The organism is Pseudomonas sp. FYR_5 (assembly GCF_043106315.1).
In the GTDB taxonomy this organism is placed as follows: domain Bacteria; phylum Pseudomonadota; class Gammaproteobacteria; order Pseudomonadales; family Pseudomonadaceae; genus Aquipseudomonas; species Aquipseudomonas putida_Y.
On record NZ_JBICMK010000088.1, the window covers coordinates 152,357 to 173,314 of the forward strand.

Here is a 20,958-nt window from a genome sequence, read left to right on the forward strand (position 1 = left end):
CTATGCCCGGTCATCCTGCCTGCGATGGACCCATGAAACACTCTCTTCCCAGCCGCTACGCCTGCCTCGTACTCTGCCTTGTCTTCACTTTCGCCAGCCTGCCCCTGCTGGCCCAACATGCCTGGCTGTGGCCGGTAACGCTGATCACCGCGCTGCTCAGCCTGGTCGGTCTGAATGACCTGCGCCAAAGCCACCATGCGGTGCGACGCAATTACCCGATCCTGGGCAATATCCGTTACCTGATCGAAACCATCCGCCCGGAAATCCGCCAGTACCTGATCGAAGGTGACGACGACAAGCTGCCGTTCTCCCGCTCGCAACGCTCGCTGGTCTACGCCCGCGCCAAGAACGAAAGCGCCGAGAAAGCATTCGGCACGCTCAACGACGCCTACCAACCTGGTTTCGAGTTCATCAGCCATTCCATGCTGCCGGTGGCCACGCCAGACCCTGCCTCCTTCCGCATTGCCATCGGCGGGCCGCAATGCCGAATGCCCTACTCGGCCTCGATCTTCAACATCTCGGCGATGAGTTTCGGCGCCCTCAGCGCCAACGCCATCGCCGCACTCAACCGCGGCGCGCGCATGGGCCGGTTTGCCCATGACACTGGCGAAGGCAGCATCAGCCCGTACCACCGTGAGCACGGCGGCGACCTGATCTGGGAAATCGGCAGCGGCTATTTCGGCTGCCGCACCGAGGACGGTCGTTTCGATCCACAGCGCTTCGCCGAACAGGCCCGCTCGGCACAGGTGAAGATGATCGAGATCAAGCTCAGCCAGGGCGCCAAGCCTGGCCACGGCGGCATTTTACCGGGGCACAAGGTCAGCCCCGAAATTGCCGAGACCCGTGGCGTACGTGCAGGCGAGGATTGCATCTCGCCGGCGGCGCACAGCGCCTTCCGCACACCAGTGGAGTTGCTGCAGTTCGTAGCCAGCCTGCGCGAGCTTTCGGGCGGCAAGCCCGTGGGCTTCAAGTTCTGCCTGGGCCACCCATGGGAGTTCATGGGCATTGCCAAGGCCATGCTCGCCACCGGCATCACCCCTGACTTCATCGTTGTCGACGGCAAAGAAGGCGGCACCGGCGCGGCACCTCGCGAGTTCAGCGACAACATGGGCGTGCCGATGCGCGAAGGCCTGATGTTCGTGCACAACACGTTGGTCGGCCTGAACCTGCGCTCCAGCATCCGCATTGGTGCGGCGGGCAAGATCGTCAGCGCCTTCGACATTGCCAGCGTATTGGCCATCGGCGCTGACTGGGTCAACTCGGCACGCGGTTTCATGTTTGCCATTGGCTGCATTCAGTCGCAGAGCTGCCACACCAACAAGTGCCCGACTGGCGTGGCCACCCAAGACCCTCTGCGCCAGCGCGCCCTGGTGGTACCAGACAAGGCCGAACGGGTGGCCAGCTTCCACCGCAACACACTGCACGCACTGGCCGAGATGCTGGCTGCCGCAGGCCTGGAGCACCCTTCGGAGCTCAAGCCCAAGCACCTGGCGCGGCGCATCAGCCCCAGCGAAATCGGGTTGTTTTCGGACTTGCACACATTCCTAAAGCCGGGCGAGCTACTCAGTGGCTCGATCGAAAGCGAGTTTTATGCGCGGATGTGGCGGATGGCGCGTAGCGACAGTTTTGCGCCGGAGACGGGAGACACTGCAACACGAACTGTGGCATCAAGACTGCGCCACGAAGAGACTGAACCTGCATGACAAACATGCCTGGGGCTGCCCTGCAGCCCTTCGCGGGCGTGCCCGCTCCCACAATTTGCAGCGCCATCGAAGGCGGCGCTTTACCTGTGGGAGCGGGCAAGCCCGCGAAGGGCCGCAGCGCGGCCCCAGCTTTCATGCAAAGAACTGCGGATCAGAAGATGCTGATCGGGTACTCGACGAATACGCGGACTTCGTTGCCGTCGTCGTTGTAACCGTTCTGCTGCACGGCGTTGTTGGTACGCAAGAACGAGCTACGCAGTTTGATCGACAGGTCCTTGGCCGGGCCGTCCTGCACCACGTAACGGATCTGGTTGAAGATCTCGCGCTCTTTACCTTCGCCAAAGCCTTGCGGGTTGGCGACGTTGCGGGTGTTGATGTTGTCACCCACCACGTAGGCCAGCTTGTAGGTCAGGCCCGGAATGCCGTAGGCACCGAAGTCCAGGCCGTAGCCCAGCTGCCAGGAGCGCTCGTCTTCGGCGTTGAAGTCGGACCAGTACGAGTTGGCCAGGTAGATGGTGGAACCACCGTCACCCACGCCACCGGCGTTCTGGTAGAAGCCGTAGTTGTAGCCAGTGCTGCCGGTGCTGCGCTGGTGAGCGAGGGTGAACGAGTGCGCACCGTACGCATAGGTGGCTGCAAGGCTCCAGATGGTGTTGGAGTCGCCGTTCAAGCCTGCGGCTTTTACGTACTTGTTGTTGATATCCGACTTGTAGCCGTTGAAGTCCAGGGTCAGGGACTGGTCGCTGGCGATCGGGAAGACGTAGTTCAAGCCCAGGTAGTGCTTCTTCATCACGTCTTCGTTGTCGGCGGTGTACAGCGAAGCGGTGAAGTTGTCGGTGAACTTGTAGCTGGCACCGAAGACGTTGATCGACTTCAGACCGCCACCATCACGGCGCTCGGCGCTCTTGCGCGCTTCCTGGGTGAAGCGGCCAGCGTTCAGTTCCAGGCCCTGGATCTCTTTGGAGGTGATCAGGGTGCCGGTGAAGCTTTCTGGCAACAGACGTGCATCGTCGTACTGCAGCACTGGCAGTGCTGGCATCTGGTCACCGTACTTCAGCACGGTGTTGGAAATGCGGAATTTCACTGCAGCACCACCACGGGCCAGGTTGTGCGGCGAGCTGGCGTTGCCTTCGGCATTGGTGGTTTCGTGCGGTTTGAAGAAGTCGACGCCGCCACCACCGTTGTGGCCTTTGCCGCCATCCAGGCGCACGGCGTACAGGCCGAATGCGTCGACACCGACGCCAACGGTGCCCTGGGTGAAGCCGGAGGAGAAGTTGGCGATGAACGCCTGGCCCCATTCGATCTGGTCGTCGGTGCCATGCTTCTTGTCACGGTTGATGTAGGCGTTGCGCAGAAGGACGTTGGCGTGGCTGTCCTCGATGAAACCCTTGCTGTCAGCCTGGTCATTGGCCTGAGCCTGGGTCGCGGCGATCATCGCCAGGGCGACCAGGCTGGTCCTGGTTTTCAACATGTTGTTTTCCTTATTTCTTAATCAAAAACGCGCTGCAATATGACGCCGGGAACCAACGCCCCTTCGTAGGTTCGACGCTATGCGGATCCAGCCGGGCGGGCCAACCGGTAAGTTCACGGCGGCCCTTGGCAGCAGCCTGGCCAATACCATGGCCAGCAGGCGTTGGCCGAATCCTAGCCGCGCGAGATTACAAATGTCAAAAAGTCGTGAAATGCAGGTTGATATAACCAAGAAATTCGGCGTATCCGGTGCATTTTCATGCAGGTTTGCGCTATCAGCGGGCAATTTATCTTGTGTAGGAAATTGCCTTTTGATCAAACGGACAATTTCCTGTGCGCAGGCAAAGCGTGGCCGCAGAGACTGTTACAAACAGATACATATGTAAAGACAACCCTTTACAAATACCCAAGCAAGAGCAAATAGCAAGCATTACCATTCGCACCTTATTTTCAACTGCCCGGTCTGAATGTGCCCATGCTTGTACCCTGCCGCCTTTCACCCCTGACGCTCGGCCTGTCGCTGCTTTTCAGCGCCAGCCTGGCCAGTGCCGCCACCACCACGCTGCCGGAGTCGTCGGTTACCGCCGACAGCGAGCGCGAGAAGGACAACCCGCGGGTCAAGGAGGTGAGCACCGCAACCCGCACTTCGACGCCTGTGCGTTATGTGCCGCAGGCCATCGATACGGTGAAAACCGCCAATGTGCTGGACTACGGCAGCAACACACTGGGCAAGGCACTGGAGGGCATCCCAAACGTCAGCAGCAGCGCCGACACCCGTTTTGACAGCGTACGCATCCGCGGCTTCGAGGCCAGCAACGACTTCTACCTGGACGGTATCCGCGACGACAGCCAGTACATCCGCGACTTGCACAACATCGAGCGGGTCGAGGTGTTGAAGGGGCCGGCAGCGGTGCTGTATGGCCGTGGTAGCCAGGGCGGCATCGTCAACAGGGTCAGCAAGGCAGCGGAGCCGGGTCGCCGCTCGACCATCGAAGCACAGGCCGGCAGCGAAGACCTGCGCAGCCTGTATGCCGACCTCAGCGCCGACCCCAGCGACACGGTCAGCCTGCGCCTGAACATGGGCAACCAGGACAACAACAGCTTCCGCGATGGTATCGACGGCAGCCGCCAACTGTTCGCCCCGTCGATCAGCTGGCAGATCACCCCCGACCTGAACTGGCTGGTGCAGTATGAATACAGCCGCTACAACCGCACGCCCGACCGTGGCATTCCTGGGGTCAATGGTCGCCCCGCCGACGTCAGCCGCGGCACCACCTACGGCGACCAGCGCGACTACATCGATGATCGCGCCCAGTCGCTGCGTTCGCGGCTGAACTACCAGCTGAACGAAACCTGGCAACTGCGCCACACCCTGGGCCTGTTCAAACTCGACAGCGAGTTCGACAACACCTATGTCACGGGCTACGACGCCGGCACCAATACCTTGACCCGCCAACGCTGGCAGCAGGACCTGAACACCCGCAACCTGTTCAACAACCTGGAGGCCGAGGGCGACTTCGACACCTTGGGCCTTGAACACAAGCTGCTGCTGGGCCTGGAGTTCGGCAACCAGCGGCGCGACCCGTTGCTGTACAGCGCTGGCAGACAGGACCTGCCAGGCCTGGGCAAACCCAGCCAGCCGCACAATGGTGCGTTGGCGGTATCGAGCAACAACCACACCGTGGTCGACAGCCGCGGGGTTTATCTGCAGGACCAGATTCGCCTGAACGATCAGTGGCAGGTTCTCGCCGGCGTGCGCTTTGACCAGTTCGAAGTGGAAACCACCAACAAGGATGGCTTGCGCGAACCGCAGGACAGCAACAGCACCAGCCCACGCCTGGGCGTGGTCTACACGCCATGGCGCGACCATTCGTTCTACGCCTCGTGGAGCAAAACTTTCTCACCGGTGGGTGGCGGCTTGATCGGCATCACCCCAGGGGCACAGGGCAACACCAATAAAACCGACCCGGAAGAGACCCGGCAGAAAGAAATAGGCGTAAAGAGCGACTGGTTGGACCAGCGCCTGACCACCACCCTGGCCATCTACGAGCTGGAACTTTACAACCGCCGCACCCGCGACCCAAACGACCCGAACATCATCTTGCTCAGCGGCATGCAGCGTTCACGCGGCATCGAGCTGACGGCCACCGGCAACATCGTCGGCAACTGGTATGTACGCGGCGGCATTGGCCTGCAGGATGCGATCATCGTCAAGGACAATAACGGCCAGGAAGGCAACCGCATCAATGACGTGGCCAAGCGCAATGGCAGCCTGTTCGTGACCTGGAAGCCAGAATTGGGGTGGTACGCCGAGACCGGGCTGACACTGGTGGGCGAACGTTATGCGGACAACCAGAACACCACGGTATTGCCAGGGTATGGCCGTTGGGATGCACTGGCGGGGTATCGGACCCATGACTGGGATGTGCGGGCGGCATTGAGCAACATTGCTGACAAGACCTACTACAGCTCGGCGACCAGTGCGGCGCAGATCCAGGTGGGCGATCCGCGTAGCCTTGTGGTGACGGGTAGCTACAGTTTCTGATTTTAAGTTGCCTGTACCTGCCTCTTCGCGAGCATGCCCGCGGAGAGGCAGGTACAGGTGCAATCGATCAGTGCCACACCGCCATCAGCGCCTGCATCTCTGCTTCACTGATCAACCCTTGGGGGTATCGCCCGGCAAGCAGACGTCGTGGGTCGGTCGTCCTGACCCTGATGCTTCCATGGTGTTTCAACCACTTCGCCACAAACCTGAGCGATTGGCGATCAACTGCCGATGGGCGCAAAGCCGACTCACTTGCTGCATTCATGTCCACACGTACTCCCTGGCCCGTGAGTGGCTAATTTACGTAGGTATTGTTACAGATCCAAGGCGCGGCCTGGCCGTGCCATCTCGCTATCTGTTTGAAAAACAATACAAAACGTATGCCAGCTCGGCCTCCGGGCGTCGCTCGCGCAAAAAAGAGGCCCGTCATGTGACGGGCCTCTTTATCCATTATGCGCTCAGCGCTTGACCGGCGCTGGCTGCTGTTGGGTCAGGCAGTGAATGTTGCCGCCACCCAAGAGCAGCTCGCGGCCCGGGATCATCACCACCTCATGGTCGGGGAAGATCCTTGCCAGGATCGCTCTGGCTTCAGCATCTGCCGGGTCGTCGAAGCTTGGGGCAATGATGCCACCGTTGACGATCAGGAAGTTCACATACGAACCCGCCAGGCGCACCGACGGGTCACGCTCCTGGCTGCCGGCGACCTGGTCGACACCGGCGCACTCTTCGGCAGTGGCGAACAGCGGGCCCGGGATCGGCATCTTGTGCACGATGAACTCGCGGCCCTTGGCGTCGCGGGTGTTCTTCAACACGTCCATGGCTGCGTGGCAGCGCGCGTAATTGGGGTCGTTGGAATCATCGGTCCAGGCCAGTAACACTTCGCCCGGGCGCACGTAACAGCAGAAGTTGTCGACGTGGCCGTCGGTTTCGTCGTTGTACAAGCCGTCGGGCAGCCACACCACGGTGTCGACTGCCAAGTGGTCGCGCAGCACCGCTTCGATCTGCTCGCGGCTCAGGTGAGGGTTGCGGTTGCGGTTGAGCAGGCATTCCTCAGTGGTGATCACGGTGCCTTCGCCGTCTACGTGGATCGAACCACCTTCCAGCACAAAACCTTCGGTCTGGTAGCGCTGGCAGCGCTCCATTTCCAGCACCTTGGCGGCCAGTTCCTCGTCGCGGTTCCAGGGTGCGTACAGGCCGCCATCAAAGCCGCCCCAGGCATTGAAGCCCCAATCTACACCGCGTACTTCGCCATGGTCGTTGATGACGAAGGTCGGACCGGTGTCACGCACCCAGGCATCGTCGTTGCTGATTTCAACCACACGAATGTTCGGCTGGTCGAGTTGGCGTCGAGCGTTTTCGTACTGGCCGGCGGAGGCTGCGACGGTCACAGGTTCGAAACGGGCAATGGCCTTGGCCAGGGTTACGTGGGCAGCCTGCGCCGGCTTGCCGCCCAGGCGCCAGTTGTCCGGGCGCTCCGGCCAGACCATCCATACCTGAGTTTGTGGAGCCCACTCGGCGGGCATGTGGAAACCATCGGCACGGGGCGTGGAGTTGAGGGTTTTCATGGGTGACCTCTGTGATGGCCCTGAGCCGGGTGAGCTGGGGCGTTTTTCAATTTATAACCGATATATATCGATATTTGAAGCCTGAAAATCGAAGAATTCCGCGCAATTCAGCGAATTTAAATCGATAACAATCGGCAAACGTCAGCGCTGGTCTGGTGAAAGGAGCGGCCTGCTGTCTACCATAGCCACACCTTATGCATCCTGTTACAGCTACGCGCGGAAATTTCCGGCAAGGCCGACTAGGGTCAATACTTGAGCGACGGGCCAGCGAGCCGCTATGAACATCACCCCTACAGCAATCCCTGAAGTACTGATCATCGAGCCAAAGGTGTTCGCTGACAGCCGTGGTTTTTTCTTCGAGGCATTCAACGCCCGTGAGTTCTCACAGCAAACCGGCGTGAACGTGGAGTTCGTCCAGGACAACCACTCGCGTTCCATCAAGGGCGTGCTCCGCGGGCTGCACTACCAGGTGGCAAACACCCAGGGCAAACTGGTGCGCGTGGTACACGGGGAAATCCGCGATATCGCCGTGGACGTGCGCAAAAGCTCGCCAACATTCGGCAAATGGGTCGCGGTGCACCTGTCGGCCGACAACCATCGCCAGCTGTGGATTCCACCTGGCTTCGCCCACGGTTTTGCAGTGATGAGTGAATCGGCCGAGTTCCTCTACAAGACCACCGACTACTACAACCCTGACGCCGACCGCTGCATCCGCTGGGACGACCCGCAACTGGACATCGACTGGGGGCTGCAGCAGCCACCGCTGTTATCGGACAAGGACAAGGTAGGCCTGCCATTGGCAGAGGCGGAACTGCTGCCTTAACTAGCGCATAATTGCGTCAGACTTTTCTGGCGCATTTACGTGATGATTGCAAAACCCACGCCCCCACGCCGTCCCCGCTGGCGCAGCCTGGCCCTGCTGGCGCTGAGCCTGGCCCCATTGTTGTGGCCCCTGCATCACTTGGCCGAGCGCTATTACCAGGAAAAGCTGGCCTCGCAGAACCGCCAGACCCTCGACCTGTATGTCGCCAACTTGCTCGGTACCCTGCACCGCTACGAGACCTTGCCGCAAATTCTCGGCGACCTGCCGGCGCTGCGTGATGTACTGGCCGATCCTTTCCGCCTGGAAGCGGTGACCAACGCCAACCGCCTGCTCAAGGACATCGTGCAACAGACCGGTGCCGAGGTGATGTACCTGATGGACATCAGCGGCAACACCTTGGCCGCCTCGAACTGGGACAAGCACGACACCTTCGTCGGCAGAAACTTCGCCTTCCGCCCCTACTTCAACGAAGCCATGGCCGGCCACCTGGGCCGCTTCTTCGGCCAGGGCACCACCTCGGCCAAACGTGGCTACTTCTTTGCCGCGGCCGTGCGGGACCGCGAGCGGATCGTCGGCGTGCTGGTGGTCAAAGTCGATCTCGACCACACCGAAACCCTGTGGGGCCGTACGCCCGAGCAGCTGTTGCTGACCGATCACAATGGCGTGGTCATCCTGACTTCGCGGCCCGACTGGCGCTTCCGTGCTACCCGCACGCTGACCGACGCCGAGCGCCAGGCCATCATCGCCATCCAGCCCTATCCGACCCAGGCCCCACAGCCGCTGGTTCTCAACCCGCAGGCCTGGATCACCCAGACCCGCGACATCAAGGAAACCGGCTGGCAAGTCAGCATCCTCGCCCCGCGCACGCTGGTTGATCGCTCGGTGCAGACGGTCATGGCCATCGGTGCCGGTACGCTGCTTGTACTGATGTTGTTGGCCGGCCTGGTGATGCAACGGCGACGCCATTACATCGACCGCATCGACTTCGAAGCCCGCGGCCGCCAGGAACTGGAAAAGCGCGTGGCCGAACGTACCGCCGACCTTGAAGGCCTGAACACCCGCCTGAAAAATGCCGTGCTGGAGCGCGAAAACGCTCAGCAGGAGGCCGTGCGCGCGCAGGACGAACTGGTGCAGGCCGGCAAGCTGTCGGTTCTCGGCACCATGTCGGCCAGTATCAGCCATGAGTTGAACCAGCCCCTGGCCGCCATCCGCAGCTACGCGGAAAACGCCGAAATCCTGCTCGACCACCAACGTACCGAAGACGCCCGCGGCAACCTCAAGCTGATCGGCGAGCTGACCGGGCGTATGGCCTCGATCATTGCCCACCTGCGCGCCTTCGCCCGTCGTGACCGCCATGCCCCGGAGAGCGTGGCCCTGCAGCCGGCCCTGGACGATGCCCTGGCGCTGCTGGCCAAGCGCCGCCGGGCGATGGCCGTAGAGCTGATCCGCGACCTGCCGGAAGCCACCTTGTGGGTACAGGCCGGCGAGACCCGCCTGCGCCAGGTGCTAGGCAACCTGCTGGCCAATGCCCTCGACGCCCTGACTGAAAAAGCCAACCCGCGTCGCCTGTGGCTAAGTGCCGAGCAGCGTGATGACTGCGTCTACCTGTACATCCGTGACAACGGCCCCGGTTTCAGCCGCCAGGCCCTGGAGCACGCCAAGGAGCCGTTCTTCACAACCAAGACCCGTACCCAGGGCCTGGGCCTGGGCCTGGCCATCTGTGAAAGCCTGATGCGCGCCCTGGGCGGTGAACTGCTGCTGGCCAACCACCCGGAAGGTGGCGCAATGCTGACCCTCCAGCTGCGTGTGGCCGCGTCTGGCGCTACTTTGCCCAATTCGGAGGACCCCTCGGCATGACCACCGAGACACTGATCGACAGCCGAGCCCAGGTCATCCTGGTGGACGATGACCCCCACCTGCGCCAAGCCTTGAGCCAGACCCTGGACCTGGCTGGGCTCAAGGTAGTCGCCCTGGCCGAAGCTCAAGGCCTGGCCGAGCGTATCGAGGCCGACTGGCCCGGCGTGGTGGTCAGCGACATCCGCATGCCGGGCATCGATGGCCTGCAGTTGCTGGAACAACTGCACGGCCGTGACAGCGAGCTGCCGGTGCTGCTGATTACCGGCCATGGCGATGTGCCGCTGGCGGTGCAGGCGATGCGCGCCGGGGCTTATGACTTCCTGGAGAAACCCTTTGCCACAGACGCCCTGCTCGACAGCGTACGCCGTGCCTTGGCCTTGCGCCGGCTGGTGCTGGACAACCGTAGCCTGCGTCTGGCACTGAGCGACCGCCAGCAACTGGCAACCCGTCTGGTCGGCCATTCACCGGCCATGCTGCGCCTTCGCGAGCAGATCGGTGCCTTGGCCGGCACCCGCGCCGATGTGTTGATTCTGGGCGAGACCGGCGCCGGCAAAGAGGTGGTGGCTCGCGCCCTGCACGACCTGTCCAGCCGCAGCGAAGGGCCATTCGTGGCGATCAACGCCGGCGCGCTGGCCGAATCGGTGGTCGAAAGCGAACTGTTCGGCCACGAGCCCGGGGCGTTCACCGGCGCGCAGAAGCGCCGTATCGGCAAGTTCGAATTTGCCAACGGCGGCACGCTGTTCCTCGACGAAATCGAGAGCATGAGCCTGGATGTGCAGGTGAAGTTGCTGCGCATGCTGCAGGAGCGGGTGGTCGAACGACTGGGTGGCAACCAGTTGATCCCGCTCGATATCCGCATCATTGCCGCCACCAAGGAAGACCTGCGTCAGTCTGCCGACCAAGGGCGATTCCGCGCGGACCTGTATTACCGCCTGAACGTCGCGCCGCTGCGTATTCCGCCACTGCGCGAACGCGGGGACGACATACTGGTGCTGTTCCAGCATTTCGCCGATGCTGCCAGCCAACGCCATGGTCTGTCGCCGCATGCGCTGCAGCCAGCGCAACGCGCCCTGCTGCTGCGTCATGACTGGCCAGGTAATGTCCGCGAGCTACAGAACGCCGCCGAGCGTTTCGCCCTTGGCCTGGAACTGGCACTGGATAGCCAGGCCCCCTCGGCAGCAGCACCGGCAGCACCCATGCTGAGCGGCAACCTCAGCGAGCAGGTCGAGCAGTTCGAACGCTCGCTGATCGCTGCTGAACTGGCCCAGCCACATGGCTCCATGCGGAGCCTGGCCGAAGCACTGGGTATCCCCCGCAAAACCCTGCATGACAAGCTGCGCAAGCACGGCTTGAACTTCGACGGCGGCAGCGGCGGGCATGACGATCAAGAGGACAACCGTTAATGAGCACCGATAGCCAGTACCTGCAGTCCGTACTGCACAGCGACATCCCCCTGACCCGCCAGATGGGCCTGGAAGTGATCGATTGGCAGCAGCACACCCTGCGCCTGCAACTGCCGCTGGCGGCCAACGTCAACCACAAAAGCACCATGTTCGGCGGCAGCCTGTACTGCGCAGCAGTGCTGGTGGGTTGGGGCTGGCTGCACCTGCGCCTGCGTGAACGGGGGATCGATGACGGGCATATCGTCATCCAGGAAGGGCAGATCAGCTACCCGTTGCCGGTTACCGGTGCGGCGGTGGCGCGTTGTGCAGCGCCCGACGAAAAGACCTGGGAGCGATTCCTGGCCATGTACCAGCGTCGTGGGCGGGCGCGGTTGACGTTGGAGACAACGGTGAGCAATGACGGCAGTGACGAGCCGGCGGTGAGGTTCAGCGGCCAGTACGTCCTGCACCGCTAGCCCAGCAGCCGCTGAAAGCAACTGCGCTGCACAAAACCCAAAGGCTGGCGTAAAACCTGTGGGAGCGGGCAGGCCCGCTCCCACAGGGTAGGGTGAGAGTCCGTCAAATCAGGTTCAGGAAGGACTGGCGCCATGCAGCATTGGCGGGCAATGCCAGGAAGTACGGGTTAAGCAACGACTCGCGCGGCGGATACCGGAATGGCAAGCCATCCAGCCCGATCACCTCGCCGCAGGCCCCTTCCACCACGCCTTGCGCCGCTGCAGTATCCCACTGCGAAGTCGGCGCCAGGCGCGGATAACAATCGGCGCTGCCCTCGGCCAACAGGCAGAACTTCAACGAGCTGCCGATATTGGCCAGCTCCAGCTCTCCCACCGCAGCCCCAAGCCCGGACAACAGGGCTTCCTGTTCCGCGCTGGAATGCCGACGGCTGGCAACCACGGTAAAACGCTCGCCCTCCGGGGGGGCGTTGCGAACCTGGATCGGTTGGGCTGCCTCGCCGGCATCTGCACGCCAGGCCCCCATGCCGCGCCCACCGAAGTAGCAGCGTCCATTGGTCGGCATCGACACCACACCAAACACCACGTCGCCGTTCTCGACCAGGGCGATGTTGACCGTGAATTCTTCACTGCCGGCAATGAACTCCTTGGTGCCATCCAGCGGGTCGACCAGCCACCAGCGGCTCCAGCTTTGGCGCTCGGCCAGTGAAATATTGCAGTCCTCTTCGGACAGCACCGGAATGTGCGGTGCCAGCGCCACCAGGCCATCGGCAATTACCCGGTGCGCGGCCAGGTCGGCGGCGGTAACCGGCGAATCGTCGGCCTTGCTGGTTACCGCGATATCGGCGCGCCAGAATGGCAGGATTGCCTCGCCCGCCGTCAGCGCCAGCTTGACCACTTCGTGCATCAGTTGCAGGTCGTTCATAGCTCCAGCAGCCCCCGCTGAATCAGCAGGTCACGCGCCAGGTACAGCGCCGCCAAGGCGCGACCCTCGGTGAACTGCGGATGCATGGCCAAGGCCGACAACTCACGCAGGTTGACCTTGTCGACCCGCATCGGCTCGGGCTCATCGCCTTCCAGACGCTCTTCATACAGGTCGCTGGCCAGCACCACCTGAATCTTCTGGCTCATGTAGCCCGGCGAAAGCGACAGTTCCGTCAGGTGCTCCAGCTGGCGTGCGCCAAAACCGGCTTCTTCCTTGAGCTCCCGGTCGGCTGCCGCCAGCACGTCTTCGCCCGGTTCGATCAGGCCCTTGGGCAACGAAAGCTCGTATTCATCGGTGCCGCCGCAGTATTCCTCCACCAGCACGGCGTGCTCGGCATCGAGCATGGCCACGATCATCACCGCGCCGTAGCCGTTACCCCGGCCCACCAGGCGTTCATAGGTGCGCTCGGCGCCATTGCTGAAGCGCAACTGTACGGCTTCGACGCGGAACAGGCGGCTGCTGGCGACAATCTCGCGGCTGAGTACGGTGGGTTTCTGGCGCATGGGGCGGCTCCTTGGCGTGAACGGGTTACTATACCGTGGCTTGCCGACTGATCGAGAGTTTCCCATGCCTGTTCTTCCCTGGTCTGCCATCGATACCGTCCTGCTGGACATGGATGGCACTCTGCTCGACCTGCATTACGATAACCGCTTCTGGCTGGAGCACCTGCCTCAGCGCTATGCCGAACTGCACGGTGTAAGCCGGGCCATGGCGGAAATGGAGCTGCAACCGCTGTTCGAACGCAATGCCGGCACATTGAACTGGTACTGCCTGGACTTCTGGAGCCGCGAGCTTCGCCTGCCCATTCGCGAGCTGAAACGGGAAATTGCCGACCTGATTGCCCTGCGCCCGGATGCCGATACCTTCCTGGCGGCGATTCGCCAGGCCGGCAAGCGTGTCGTGATGATCACCAATGCCCACCGAGACTCGCTGTCGCTGAAGCTGGAACGGGTGGAGCTGGCACCGTACTTCGAGCGGCTGATCAGCTCGCACGACTATGGTTACCCGAAGGAAAGCCCGCAGTTCTGGGATGCCTTGCAGGCGGATATCGGCTTCGAGCCGGAGCGCAGCCTGTTCATCGACGACACGCTGGCGATTCTGCGCAGTGCACGGCGGTTTGGTGTGGGGCATCTGTTGGCGGTGCGCCAGCCCGATAGCCAGGCACAACCACGAGATACCGAAGAATTTGCAGCGGTCGTGGATTACCGGGCGTTACTGGAAGGCCTGTGAGGCCCCATTCGCGAGCATGCCCGCGAAGAGGCCGGTACAGACTTTAGCGATCAGTCAGGAATACGCAGCACCTGCCCCGGATAGATCTTGTCCGGGTGCTTGAGCATCGGCTTGTTGGCCTCGAAAATCTTGTTGTACTGGCCGGCATTGCCATACACGACCATGGCAATGGCTGAAAGAGTGTCGCCCGATTTCACAGTGACGAACCTTGCCGCCTGGACTATCGGCCCGGTCACGGTGATCTGGTCCTCGACACTGGCCACGCCACTGATATTGCCCGCCGCCAGAATGATCTTCTCCTTCTCTTCCTGGCTGGCCACTTCACCCTTGAGGATGATCTTGTCTCCTTCTACAGTGGCGCTAATGTTCGGGTTGCCCAAGCCGACATCTTCCACGTGTTTCTTAAGCTGCTCTTCGGCATTGGCGTTGCCAGGGGTCAGCAGGTCGATCAACTTCTCGCCGGCTTCCTTCACGAAACTGAACAGGCTCATTGCGCTCTCCTTGTTGACGAAACCTCGGACACAGGAGTCTAGGCCAGCTTTACCACTCCCGCCCGGTGCGACCAATCGACGCGGTCTATCAAGGCATAGACCCTAGCGATTAGACGCCGCCGGCCCGCACGCCTAGGCTTGTGCTATCAGAAAGCCGCCGGTATTCAGCGCCCCGATGAACAGCAAGCCTCCGGTCTGCGCGGCCTCATCACCCTTGTCCATGCCCGCCGCCAGCAACACCTACGATTACGTCCAGCTCAGCGACGCCAAACGCGACAGCACCCCGCTGGCCGAGGAAGTGGCCCTGGCCATTGTCTATAACGGCCTCAACCAGGCGGTAATGCTGGTCAGCCCTACCGATCTGGAAGACTTCGCCGTCGGTTTCAGCGTCGGCAGCGGCATTGTCGAAGGCACCGCAGAAATCTACGACCTCAAGCTCTCCGGCGGCGGTTCGGCAATGTACGCCGACCTGGAAATTTCCAGCCGAGCGTTCTGGAACCTGAAAAACCAGCGCCGCCAACTGGCCGGCACCAGTGGTTGCGGCCTGTGTGGTGTCGAAGCCCTGGAGCAGGCGCTGCCGGACCTGGCCGTGTTGCCGGGTGCGCCCCTGCCCCCGGCCCAGTGGCTGGTCGGCCTGCGCGAGCGCATCGACGCCTTCCAGCCACTGGGCCAGCATTGCGGCGCCGTGCATGCAGCACTGTTCATGGACCGCCAAGGCGAACTGCTGCTCGGCCGCGAAGACATCGGCCGGCACAACGCCCTCGACAAACTGATCGGTGCCCTGCTGCGACAGCGCATCGACAGCCAGGGCGGCCTGGCGATTGTCACCAGCCGCTGCAGCCTGGAGCTGATCCAGAAGGTACTGCGTGCCGGCATCCAGACCCTGGTCAGCCTGTCAGCGCCCACCGGCCTTGCCCTGCAATGGGCGCGCAAACACAACCTCAACCTTATCCACTTGCCCAAGCACAGCGCACCGCGGGTCTACAGCCCAGCGGCGGAGTCGTAACAGTCGTGACCTCGTACCAACCTCTTCCGGACAACACCCCAGCCTCCCCCCCTCGCTACAAGCCCTACCACGGCCCCGCCGGCGGTTGGGGCGCGCTGCGTAGCGTGGCCAAGGCCTGGGTCGGCAGCGATAACGCGCTGAAGAACATTCGCGCCCTGCTCAAGACCAACCAGAACGGCGGTTTCGACTGCCCCGGCTGCGCCTGGGGCGATTCGCCGGAAAGCGGCATGGTCAAGTTCTGCGAGAACGGCGCCAAGGCGGTGAACTGGGAAGCTACCAAGCGCCGTGTCGATGCTGCCTTTTTTGCCCGTTACAGTGTCACCTCGCTGCTGCAGCAGAGCGACTACTGGCTGGAGTACCAAGGGCGTCTGACCGAACCGATGGTCTACGACGCACCAAGCGACCGTTACCTGCCGATCAGCTGGGATGCCGCCTTCGCCCTGATCGCCCGCGAGCTGAACAAGCTGGCCAACCCTGACCAGGCCGAGTTCTATACCTCAGGACGAGCCAGCAACGAAGCGGCGTACCTGTACCAACTGTTCGTGCGCGCCTACGGCACCAACAACTTCCCTGACTGCTCGAACATGTGCCATGAGGCCAGCGGGGTGGCATTGGGGCAAAGCGTCGGGGTCGGCAAGGGTACTGTCACCTTCGACGACTTCGAGCACGCCGATTCCATTTTTGTCTGGGGCCAGAACCCCGGCACCAACCACCCGCGCATGCTCGACCCACTGCGCGATGCGGTAAAACGTGGCGCCCAGGTGGTGTGCATCAACCCGCTCAAGGAGCGTGGTCTGGAGCGCTTCCAGCACCCCCAGAACCCACTGGAAATGCTGACCAACAGTGACCGTCCGACCAACACCGCCTTCTTCCGCCCGGCCCTGGGTGGCGACATGGCGATGTTGCGCGGCATGGCCAAGTTCGTCCTGCAATGGGAACGCGAAGCCCAGGCCAACGGTGAACCGGCCGTGTTCGATCACGCCTTCATCGCCGAACATGGCCATGGCGTCGATGAATACCTGGCCGTGGTGGACGCCACGCCGTGGTCGCACATCCAGGCACAGTCCGGACTGACCTTGGCCGACATCGAACTGGCCGCGCGCATGTACTGCCGGGGCAAGCGGGTGATCATGTGCTGGGCGATGGGCATCACCCAACACCGTCATTCGGTGCCGACCATTCAGGAAATCGTCAACCTGCAGATGCTGCGCGGCAACATCGGCGCGCCCGGTGCCGGTCTGTGCCCGGTGCGTGGCCACAGCAACGTGCAGGGTGACCGCACCATGGGCATCAACGAGCGCCCGCCAGAGGCACTGCTGGATGCCATCGAAAAGCGCTTTGGCTTCCCCGTGCCACGGCGCAATGGCCATAACACCGTCGAAGCCATCCACGCGATGCTCGATGGCCGGGCCAAGGTTTTCATCGGCCTGGGCGGCAACTTCGCCCAAGCCACACCCGACACCGAGCGTACCGCCCAGGCGCTGCGCAACTGCGAGCTGACCGTGCACATCAGCACCAAGCTCAACCGTAGCCACCTGGTCCATGGCAAGCAGGCACTGATCCTGCCGTGCCTGGGCCGCACCGACATCGACCTGCAGGCCGACGGGCCACAGGCAGTCACGGTGGAAGACTCGTTCAGCATGGTCCACGCCTCCAACGGTCAGCTCAAGCCGCTGTCGACGCAAATGCGCTCGGAGCCTGCGGTGATCGCCGGCATCGCCGCCGCCACGCTGGGCAAACAACCGGTGGACTGGCACTGGCTGGTGGCCGACTACGACCGTATCCGCGACCTGATCGGCGATACCATTGCCGGTTTCAGCGGCTTCAACCAGCGCCTGCGTCATCCGGGGGGCTTCCATCTGGGCAACAGCGCGGCCAGCCGCGAATGGGCGACCAGCACCGGCCGCGCCAACTTCAAGGCCAACCTGCTGCCCGACACGCTGCTTGACGAACGCGTACGCGCCAGCGGCCAGTTGCCAGACCTGATCATGCAGTCGATGCGCTCGCACGATCAGTACAACACCACAATCTATGGCCTGGACGACCGCTACCGCGGCGTGCGCGGCCAGCGCGAGGTGCTGTTCGCCAACGAAGCCGACATCATCCGCCTGGGCTTCCAGCCGGGGCAGAAGGTCGACATCGTTTCGTTGTGGGGGGATGGGCATGAGCGCCGGGTGCAAGGCTTTACCCTGCTGGCCTTCGACATCCCTGCCGGGCAGGCGGCAGCGTATTACCCGGAGGTGAACCCGCTGGTGCCGCTGGAGAGCATTGGCGTTGGTAGCCATACGCCAACATCGAAGTTCATTGCCATCAAACTGGAGCGAGCGCGGGACGACGGGCGCATCCTGTAAAAATGAAAAAAGCCCTGTTCCGTGGCGGCTCAGGGCTTTGTCATAACAGTCTGGGACAGCCTAAAAACGATAAAGTTTCATAGTAAATACAGCAAGTTAGAGAATTGTGTACAACTCGTGTTACTCGTCGGATTTCCGTTGCCAGCCACGCCTCTTAGCCTCAAATTCGCCTCGTCATCCCTATGAGGCTCTCTTGATGAAGAAGTACTCCTCGATTCTGTTGTTGTCTTTCAGCTTGCTCAGCGGCGTTGCCATGGCAGGCGGCACCACCGAGGCCGGCATTGGCGGCGCACTGGGTGGGGTACTGGGCTCTGTCGTGGGCAACTCCATCGGTGGCAGCACCGGCGGCGCCATTGGTGCCGGTCTGGGCGGTGCGGCAGGTGGCGCTCTGGGCGCAGACAAACGCCAGCGTGGTGAAGCCGCTATCGGCGGCGCGCTGGGCGCCGCAGGTGGTAACGTGGTCGGTCGCTCCGTGGGCGGCACCACGGGTAGCTACATTGGTGCGGCAGCCGGCGGTGGTGCCGGTGGTGCGCTGGGTAACTACCTGGGCAAAGAGGCCGACAAAGACGATTACCGCGATGGCCGCCGCTATCGTCGCGGTTACGACGACGACCGTCGTCACTGGGACCGTGGCCGCCACTACGGCCACCGCAAGCACAAGCGCCACTGGCGCGACTAACGCCTGGGGCCCTGCCCCGGCAACAAAACCCCGCCCCTGCCAGCGGGGTTTTTTATGCCTGTCGCTCCAGCACAAGGCCGGACAGGATCACCTGCAGCGCCTCTGGCAACGCTACAGGCCGGCCACTGGCGCGCTCGATGAACACCTGCACCACCGTACCTGCCGCGCACGCGTCCGGCTCGCCCGGACGGTACAGCGCCAGCCGGTACTCTACCGTGCTGCCCGCCAGACGCGTCACTCCCAACCCCACCTCCAGCAAATCCGGGAAGCCCGGCAGAGCATAGAAATCCGCAGCCGAACTGACCACGAAGGCGGCCAGTTCACCGTGTCGCAGGTCCAGTTCCGCCTGCTCGACGAGAAACGCCTGTATCGCGGTTTCGAAGAAGCCGTGCACCGTTGCACCGGCGATGTGGCCGTTCAGGTCGTTGTCCTGGGGGCGGGTAAGGATCGGGTGAAAGTGGGAGAAGGCAGTGCGCTGAGGGGCTTCGGTCATCTGGCTGGCTCTTGTCTTCGCAATGGATGCTGACAGTGAAACAGAAAAACCAGACTTTCGCTGCCTATGCGGGCCCCTTCGCGGGCAAGCCCGCTCCTGCAACGGCCTGCGCCCACCACCGATCAGTGTGTAGGAGCGGGTTTACCCGCGAATACGATGGCGGCTGCGACGGTGAACCACGGGTGGAAATTGGCCAGCAGGTCCGCCCCTTTCGCGGGCAAGCCCGCCCCCACAAAAAAGCCGCCCCTGGGGGCGGCTTTCTCGTTGCGGCTGAGCTCGGCTTACAGCTGCGGGCCAGCGGCCTTGATGGCGTCGGAAACTTCGAACTTCTTGAAGTTTTCGATGAACAGCTTGGCCAGACCTTTGGCAGCCTCGTCGTAGGCCGCTTTGTCAGCCCAGTTGGTGCGCGGGTTGAGCAGTTCGGCTTCAACGCCCGGAACAGCCTTCGGCACGTCCAGGTTGATGATGTCCAGGTGCTCGGTTTCGGCACCGACCAGTGCGCCGCTCTGGATTGCAGCGATCACGGCACGGGTAGTGGGGATGCTGAAGCGCTTGCCAACGCCGTAACCACCACCCGTCCAGCCGGTGTTGACCAGGTAGACCTTGGAGTTGAAGCCGTTGATACGCTTGATCAGCAGTTCGGCGTACTCGCCAGCCGGACGCGGGAAGAACGGTGCGCCGAAGCAGGTGGAGAAGGTCGACTTGATGCCGCCGCCCGAACCCATTTCAGTGGAACCGACCAGCGCAGTGTAGCCGGACAGGAAGTGGTAGGCCGCCTGCTCGTTGTTCAGGATCGAAACCGGAGGCAGAACACCGGTCAGGTCGCAGGTGAGGAAGATCACTGCATTAGGCTCGCCGCCCAGGTTCGCTTCCGAACGCTTGGCAACGTGCTCCAGCGGGTAGGCCGCACGGCTGTTCTGGGTCAGGCTGACATCGGTGTAGTCGGCGTGCTTGTTGGCGTCGAGAACGACGTTTTCCAGTACTGCGCCGTGCTTGATGGCTTTCCAGATGACCGGCTCGTTCTTCTCGGACAGGTCGATGCACTTGGCGTAGCAGCCGCCTTCCATGTTGAAGACAACGCCTTCGCCCCAACCGTGCTCGTCGTCACCGATCAGGTAACGGCTTTCGTCTGCCGAAAGGGTGGTCTTGCCAGTGCCCGACAGGCCGAAGAACAGGGTCACATCGCCTTCTTCGCCGATGTTGGCCGCGCAGTGCATAGGCAGTACGTCGACAGCCGGCAGCAGGAAGTTTTGCACCGAGAACATGGCTTTCTTCATTTCACCGGCGTAGCGCATGCCAGCGATCAGCACTTTCTTCTGGGCGAAGTTGATGATCACGCAACCGTCGGAGTTGGTGCCGTCACGCTCAGGTTCGCACACGAAGTTGGCAACGTTGAGGACCTGCCACTGGTCGCGGCCAGCCGGGTTGAACTGCTCCGGGTTGATGAACAGGCAACGACCGAACAGGTTCTGCCAGGCAGTCTGGGTGGTCATCTTCACCGGCAGGTAGTGCTCGGCTGCAGCCCCTACGTGAACATAGGAAACGAAGTGATCCTGGGCGTTGTTGAACGCCTCGACGCGAGCCCACAGGGCATCGAACTTGTCAGCCGGGAACTTGCGGTTGATCGGGCCCCAGGAAATGGCGTCCTGGGTGGAAGGTTCTTCGACGATGAAACGGTCAGCCGGCGAACGGCCGGTACGGTGACCAGTCTCCACGACCAGTGCGCCAGTATCGGCTAGTACGCCTTCACCGCGTTGCAGCGCTTCTTTTACCAGCTCATCGACGCTCAGGTCGGTGTACACGGTGTTGTTGGCTTGCGTCATGAGATACCCCATCCGGCCCGAGGCCGAGTGCTCCAAACGTTTTGTAGTTGTCTTGAAAAAACTACTACAGCGAAAAAAGTGG

Annotated in this window: 18 protein-coding genes; 10 read left to right on the forward strand and 8 right to left on the reverse strand. The window is 62.3% G+C overall.

Going from position 1 to position 20,958, the window contains the following annotated elements; genetic code table 11:
• The first annotated feature begins 32 nt into the window (after positions 1-32).
• Positions 33-1,703: an FMN-binding glutamate synthase family protein gene (locus ACF8RA_RS16425; protein WP_392460608.1), complete on the forward strand. Its 1,671-nt coding sequence runs from the start codon at positions 33-35 to the stop codon at positions 1,701-1,703.
• A 151-nt stretch (positions 1,704-1,854) separates the two neighbouring features.
• On the opposite strand, the gene ACF8RA_RS16430 is transcribed toward ACF8RA_RS16425, so the two are convergent.
• Positions 1,855-3,174 (reverse strand): OprD family porin, encoded by a 1,320-nt coding sequence (locus ACF8RA_RS16430; protein ID WP_392460609.1) that lies wholly within the window; start codon positions 3,172-3,174, stop codon positions 1,855-1,857.
• Between the two features lie 474 nt (positions 3,175-3,648).
• Here ACF8RA_RS16430 and ACF8RA_RS16435 point away from each other — a divergent pair, with 474 nt between their 5' ends.
• Positions 3,649-5,718: a TonB-dependent receptor gene (locus ACF8RA_RS16435; protein WP_392460610.1), complete on the forward strand. Its 2,070-nt coding sequence runs from the start codon at positions 3,649-3,651 to the stop codon at positions 5,716-5,718.
• 67 nt (positions 5,719-5,785) lie between these two features.
• On the opposite strand, the gene ACF8RA_RS16440 is transcribed toward ACF8RA_RS16435, so the two are convergent.
• Positions 5,786-5,983, reverse strand: coding sequence for a hypothetical protein (locus tag ACF8RA_RS16440; protein ID WP_252461657.1), 198 nt, complete (start codon positions 5,981-5,983; stop codon positions 5,786-5,788).
• Between the two features lie 193 nt (positions 5,984-6,176).
• Entirely contained in the window at positions 6,177-7,283 is a 1,107-nt protein-coding gene (gene aguA / locus ACF8RA_RS16445) for an agmatine deiminase (protein WP_019438876.1), read from the reverse strand.
• 277 nt (positions 7,284-7,560) lie between these two features.
• Between aguA and rfbC the strand changes: the two genes are divergently transcribed.
• The 4 genes from rfbC to ACF8RA_RS16465 are packed head-to-tail and all read left to right on the forward strand — an operon-like array spanning position 7,561 to position 11,821.
• Positions 7,561-8,106 (forward strand): dTDP-4-dehydrorhamnose 3,5-epimerase, encoded by a 546-nt coding sequence (gene rfbC, locus ACF8RA_RS16450; RefSeq protein ID WP_176683637.1) that lies wholly within the window; start codon positions 7,561-7,563, stop codon positions 8,104-8,106.
• Positions 8,107-8,148: 42 nt separating this feature from the next.
• Positions 8,149-9,963, forward strand: coding sequence for an ATP-binding protein (locus tag ACF8RA_RS16455; protein ID WP_176683638.1), 1,815 nt, complete (start codon positions 8,149-8,151; stop codon positions 9,961-9,963).
• Positions 9,960-11,366, forward strand: coding sequence for a sigma-54 dependent transcriptional regulator (locus tag ACF8RA_RS16460; protein WP_176683639.1), 1,407 nt, complete (start codon positions 9,960-9,962; stop codon positions 11,364-11,366). Before ACF8RA_RS16455 ends, ACF8RA_RS16460 begins: the two co-directional genes overlap by 4 nt.
• Positions 11,366-11,821, forward strand: coding sequence for a YiiD C-terminal domain-containing protein (locus ACF8RA_RS16465; RefSeq protein ID WP_176683640.1), 456 nt, complete (start codon positions 11,366-11,368; stop codon positions 11,819-11,821). The genes ACF8RA_RS16460 and ACF8RA_RS16465 overlap by 1 nt, the downstream gene beginning before the upstream one ends.
• A 103-nt stretch (positions 11,822-11,924) precedes the next feature.
• Here ACF8RA_RS16465 and cysQ read toward each other — a convergent pair whose 3' ends face one another.
• Entirely contained in the window at positions 11,925-12,743 is an 819-nt protein-coding gene (gene cysQ, locus ACF8RA_RS16470) for a 3'(2'),5'-bisphosphate nucleotidase CysQ (protein ID WP_176683641.1), read from the reverse strand.
• Complete coding sequence (nudE, locus tag ACF8RA_RS16475) at positions 12,740-13,306, reverse strand: ADP compounds hydrolase NudE (protein ID WP_003255794.1); 567 nt, start codon at positions 13,304-13,306, stop codon at positions 12,740-12,742. The genes cysQ and nudE overlap by 4 nt, the downstream gene beginning before the upstream one ends.
• A 64-nt stretch (positions 13,307-13,370) precedes the next feature.
• Between nudE and yrfG the strand changes: the two genes are divergently transcribed.
• Entirely contained in the window at positions 13,371-14,033 is a 663-nt protein-coding gene (gene yrfG / locus ACF8RA_RS16480) for a GMP/IMP nucleotidase (RefSeq protein ID WP_176683642.1), read from the forward strand.
• 50 nt (positions 14,034-14,083) lie between these two features.
• Here the strand turns inward: yrfG and lysM are convergent, their stop codons facing one another.
• Entirely contained in the window at positions 14,084-14,524 is a 441-nt protein-coding gene (gene lysM, locus ACF8RA_RS16485; protein WP_176683643.1) for a peptidoglycan-binding protein LysM, read from the reverse strand.
• 175 nt (positions 14,525-14,699) lie between these two features.
• Between lysM and fdhD the strand changes: the two genes are divergently transcribed.
• From fdhD to ACF8RA_RS16500, 3 genes are all read left to right on the forward strand, one after another.
• Positions 14,700-15,530 carry a formate dehydrogenase accessory sulfurtransferase FdhD gene (fdhD, locus tag ACF8RA_RS16490; RefSeq protein WP_176683644.1) on the forward strand — a complete coding sequence of 277 codons (831 nt, stop codon included), beginning with the start codon at positions 14,700-14,702 and terminating at the stop codon, positions 15,528-15,530.
• A gap of 5 nt (positions 15,531-15,535) precedes the next feature.
• Complete coding sequence (locus ACF8RA_RS16495; RefSeq protein WP_176683645.1) at positions 15,536-17,881, forward strand: FdhF/YdeP family oxidoreductase; 2,346 nt, start codon at positions 15,536-15,538, stop codon at positions 17,879-17,881.
• A gap of 196 nt (positions 17,882-18,077) precedes the next feature.
• Positions 18,078-18,560, forward strand: coding sequence for a glycine zipper domain-containing protein (locus tag ACF8RA_RS16500; protein ID WP_104960602.1), 483 nt, complete (start codon positions 18,078-18,080; stop codon positions 18,558-18,560).
• A 52-nt stretch (positions 18,561-18,612) separates the two neighbouring features.
• On the opposite strand, the gene ACF8RA_RS16505 is transcribed toward ACF8RA_RS16500, so the two are convergent.
• On the reverse strand, positions 18,613-19,053 hold the full coding sequence (locus ACF8RA_RS16505) for a thioesterase family protein (RefSeq protein WP_176683646.1): 441 nt from the start codon (positions 19,051-19,053) through the stop codon (positions 18,613-18,615).
• A gap of 281 nt (positions 19,054-19,334) precedes the next feature.
• On the reverse strand, positions 19,335-20,876 hold the full coding sequence (locus tag ACF8RA_RS16510; RefSeq protein ID WP_392460613.1) for a phosphoenolpyruvate carboxykinase: 1,542 nt from the start codon (positions 20,874-20,876) through the stop codon (positions 19,335-19,337).
• Positions 20,877-20,958: the final 82 nt, after the last annotated feature.

Excerpts from the sequence above, each read along its gene's own strand:
- ACF8RA_RS16425 (WP_392460608.1), top strand. The coding sequence starts at position 33 with ATGAAACACTCTCTTCCCAGCCGCTACGCCTGCCTCGTACTCTGCCTT.
- ACF8RA_RS16430 (WP_392460609.1), bottom strand. The coding sequence starts at position 3,174 with ATGTTGAAAACCAGGACCAGCCTGGTCGCCCTGGCGATGATCGCCGCG.
- ACF8RA_RS16435 (WP_392460610.1), top strand. The coding sequence starts at position 3,649 with ATGCTTGTACCCTGCCGCCTTTCACCCCTGACGCTCGGCCTGTCGCTG.
- ACF8RA_RS16440 (WP_252461657.1), bottom strand. The coding sequence starts at position 5,983 with ATGAATGCAGCAAGTGAGTCGGCTTTGCGCCCATCGGCAGTTGATCGC.
- aguA (WP_019438876.1), bottom strand. The coding sequence starts at position 7,283 with ATGAAAACCCTCAACTCCACGCCCCGTGCCGATGGTTTCCACATGCCC.
- rfbC (WP_176683637.1), top strand. The coding sequence starts at position 7,561 with ATGAACATCACCCCTACAGCAATCCCTGAAGTACTGATCATCGAGCCA.
- ACF8RA_RS16455 (WP_176683638.1), top strand. The coding sequence starts at position 8,149 with ATGATTGCAAAACCCACGCCCCCACGCCGTCCCCGCTGGCGCAGCCTG.
- ACF8RA_RS16460 (WP_176683639.1), top strand. The coding sequence starts at position 9,960 with ATGACCACCGAGACACTGATCGACAGCCGAGCCCAGGTCATCCTGGTG.
- ACF8RA_RS16465 (WP_176683640.1), top strand. The coding sequence starts at position 11,366 with ATGAGCACCGATAGCCAGTACCTGCAGTCCGTACTGCACAGCGACATC.
- cysQ (WP_176683641.1), bottom strand. The coding sequence starts at position 12,743 with ATGAACGACCTGCAACTGATGCACGAAGTGGTCAAGCTGGCGCTGACG.
- nudE (WP_003255794.1), bottom strand. The coding sequence starts at position 13,306 with ATGCGCCAGAAACCCACCGTACTCAGCCGCGAGATTGTCGCCAGCAGC.
- yrfG (WP_176683642.1), top strand. The coding sequence starts at position 13,371 with ATGCCTGTTCTTCCCTGGTCTGCCATCGATACCGTCCTGCTGGACATG.
- lysM (WP_176683643.1), bottom strand. The coding sequence starts at position 14,524 with ATGAGCCTGTTCAGTTTCGTGAAGGAAGCCGGCGAGAAGTTGATCGAC.
- fdhD (WP_176683644.1), top strand. The coding sequence starts at position 14,700 with ATGAACAGCAAGCCTCCGGTCTGCGCGGCCTCATCACCCTTGTCCATG.
- ACF8RA_RS16500 (WP_104960602.1), top strand. The coding sequence starts at position 18,078 with ATGAAGAAGTACTCCTCGATTCTGTTGTTGTCTTTCAGCTTGCTCAGC.
- ACF8RA_RS16505 (WP_176683646.1), bottom strand. The coding sequence starts at position 19,053 with ATGACCGAAGCCCCTCAGCGCACTGCCTTCTCCCACTTTCACCCGATC.
- ACF8RA_RS16510 (WP_392460613.1), bottom strand. The coding sequence starts at position 20,876 with ATGACGCAAGCCAACAACACCGTGTACACCGACCTGAGCGTCGATGAG.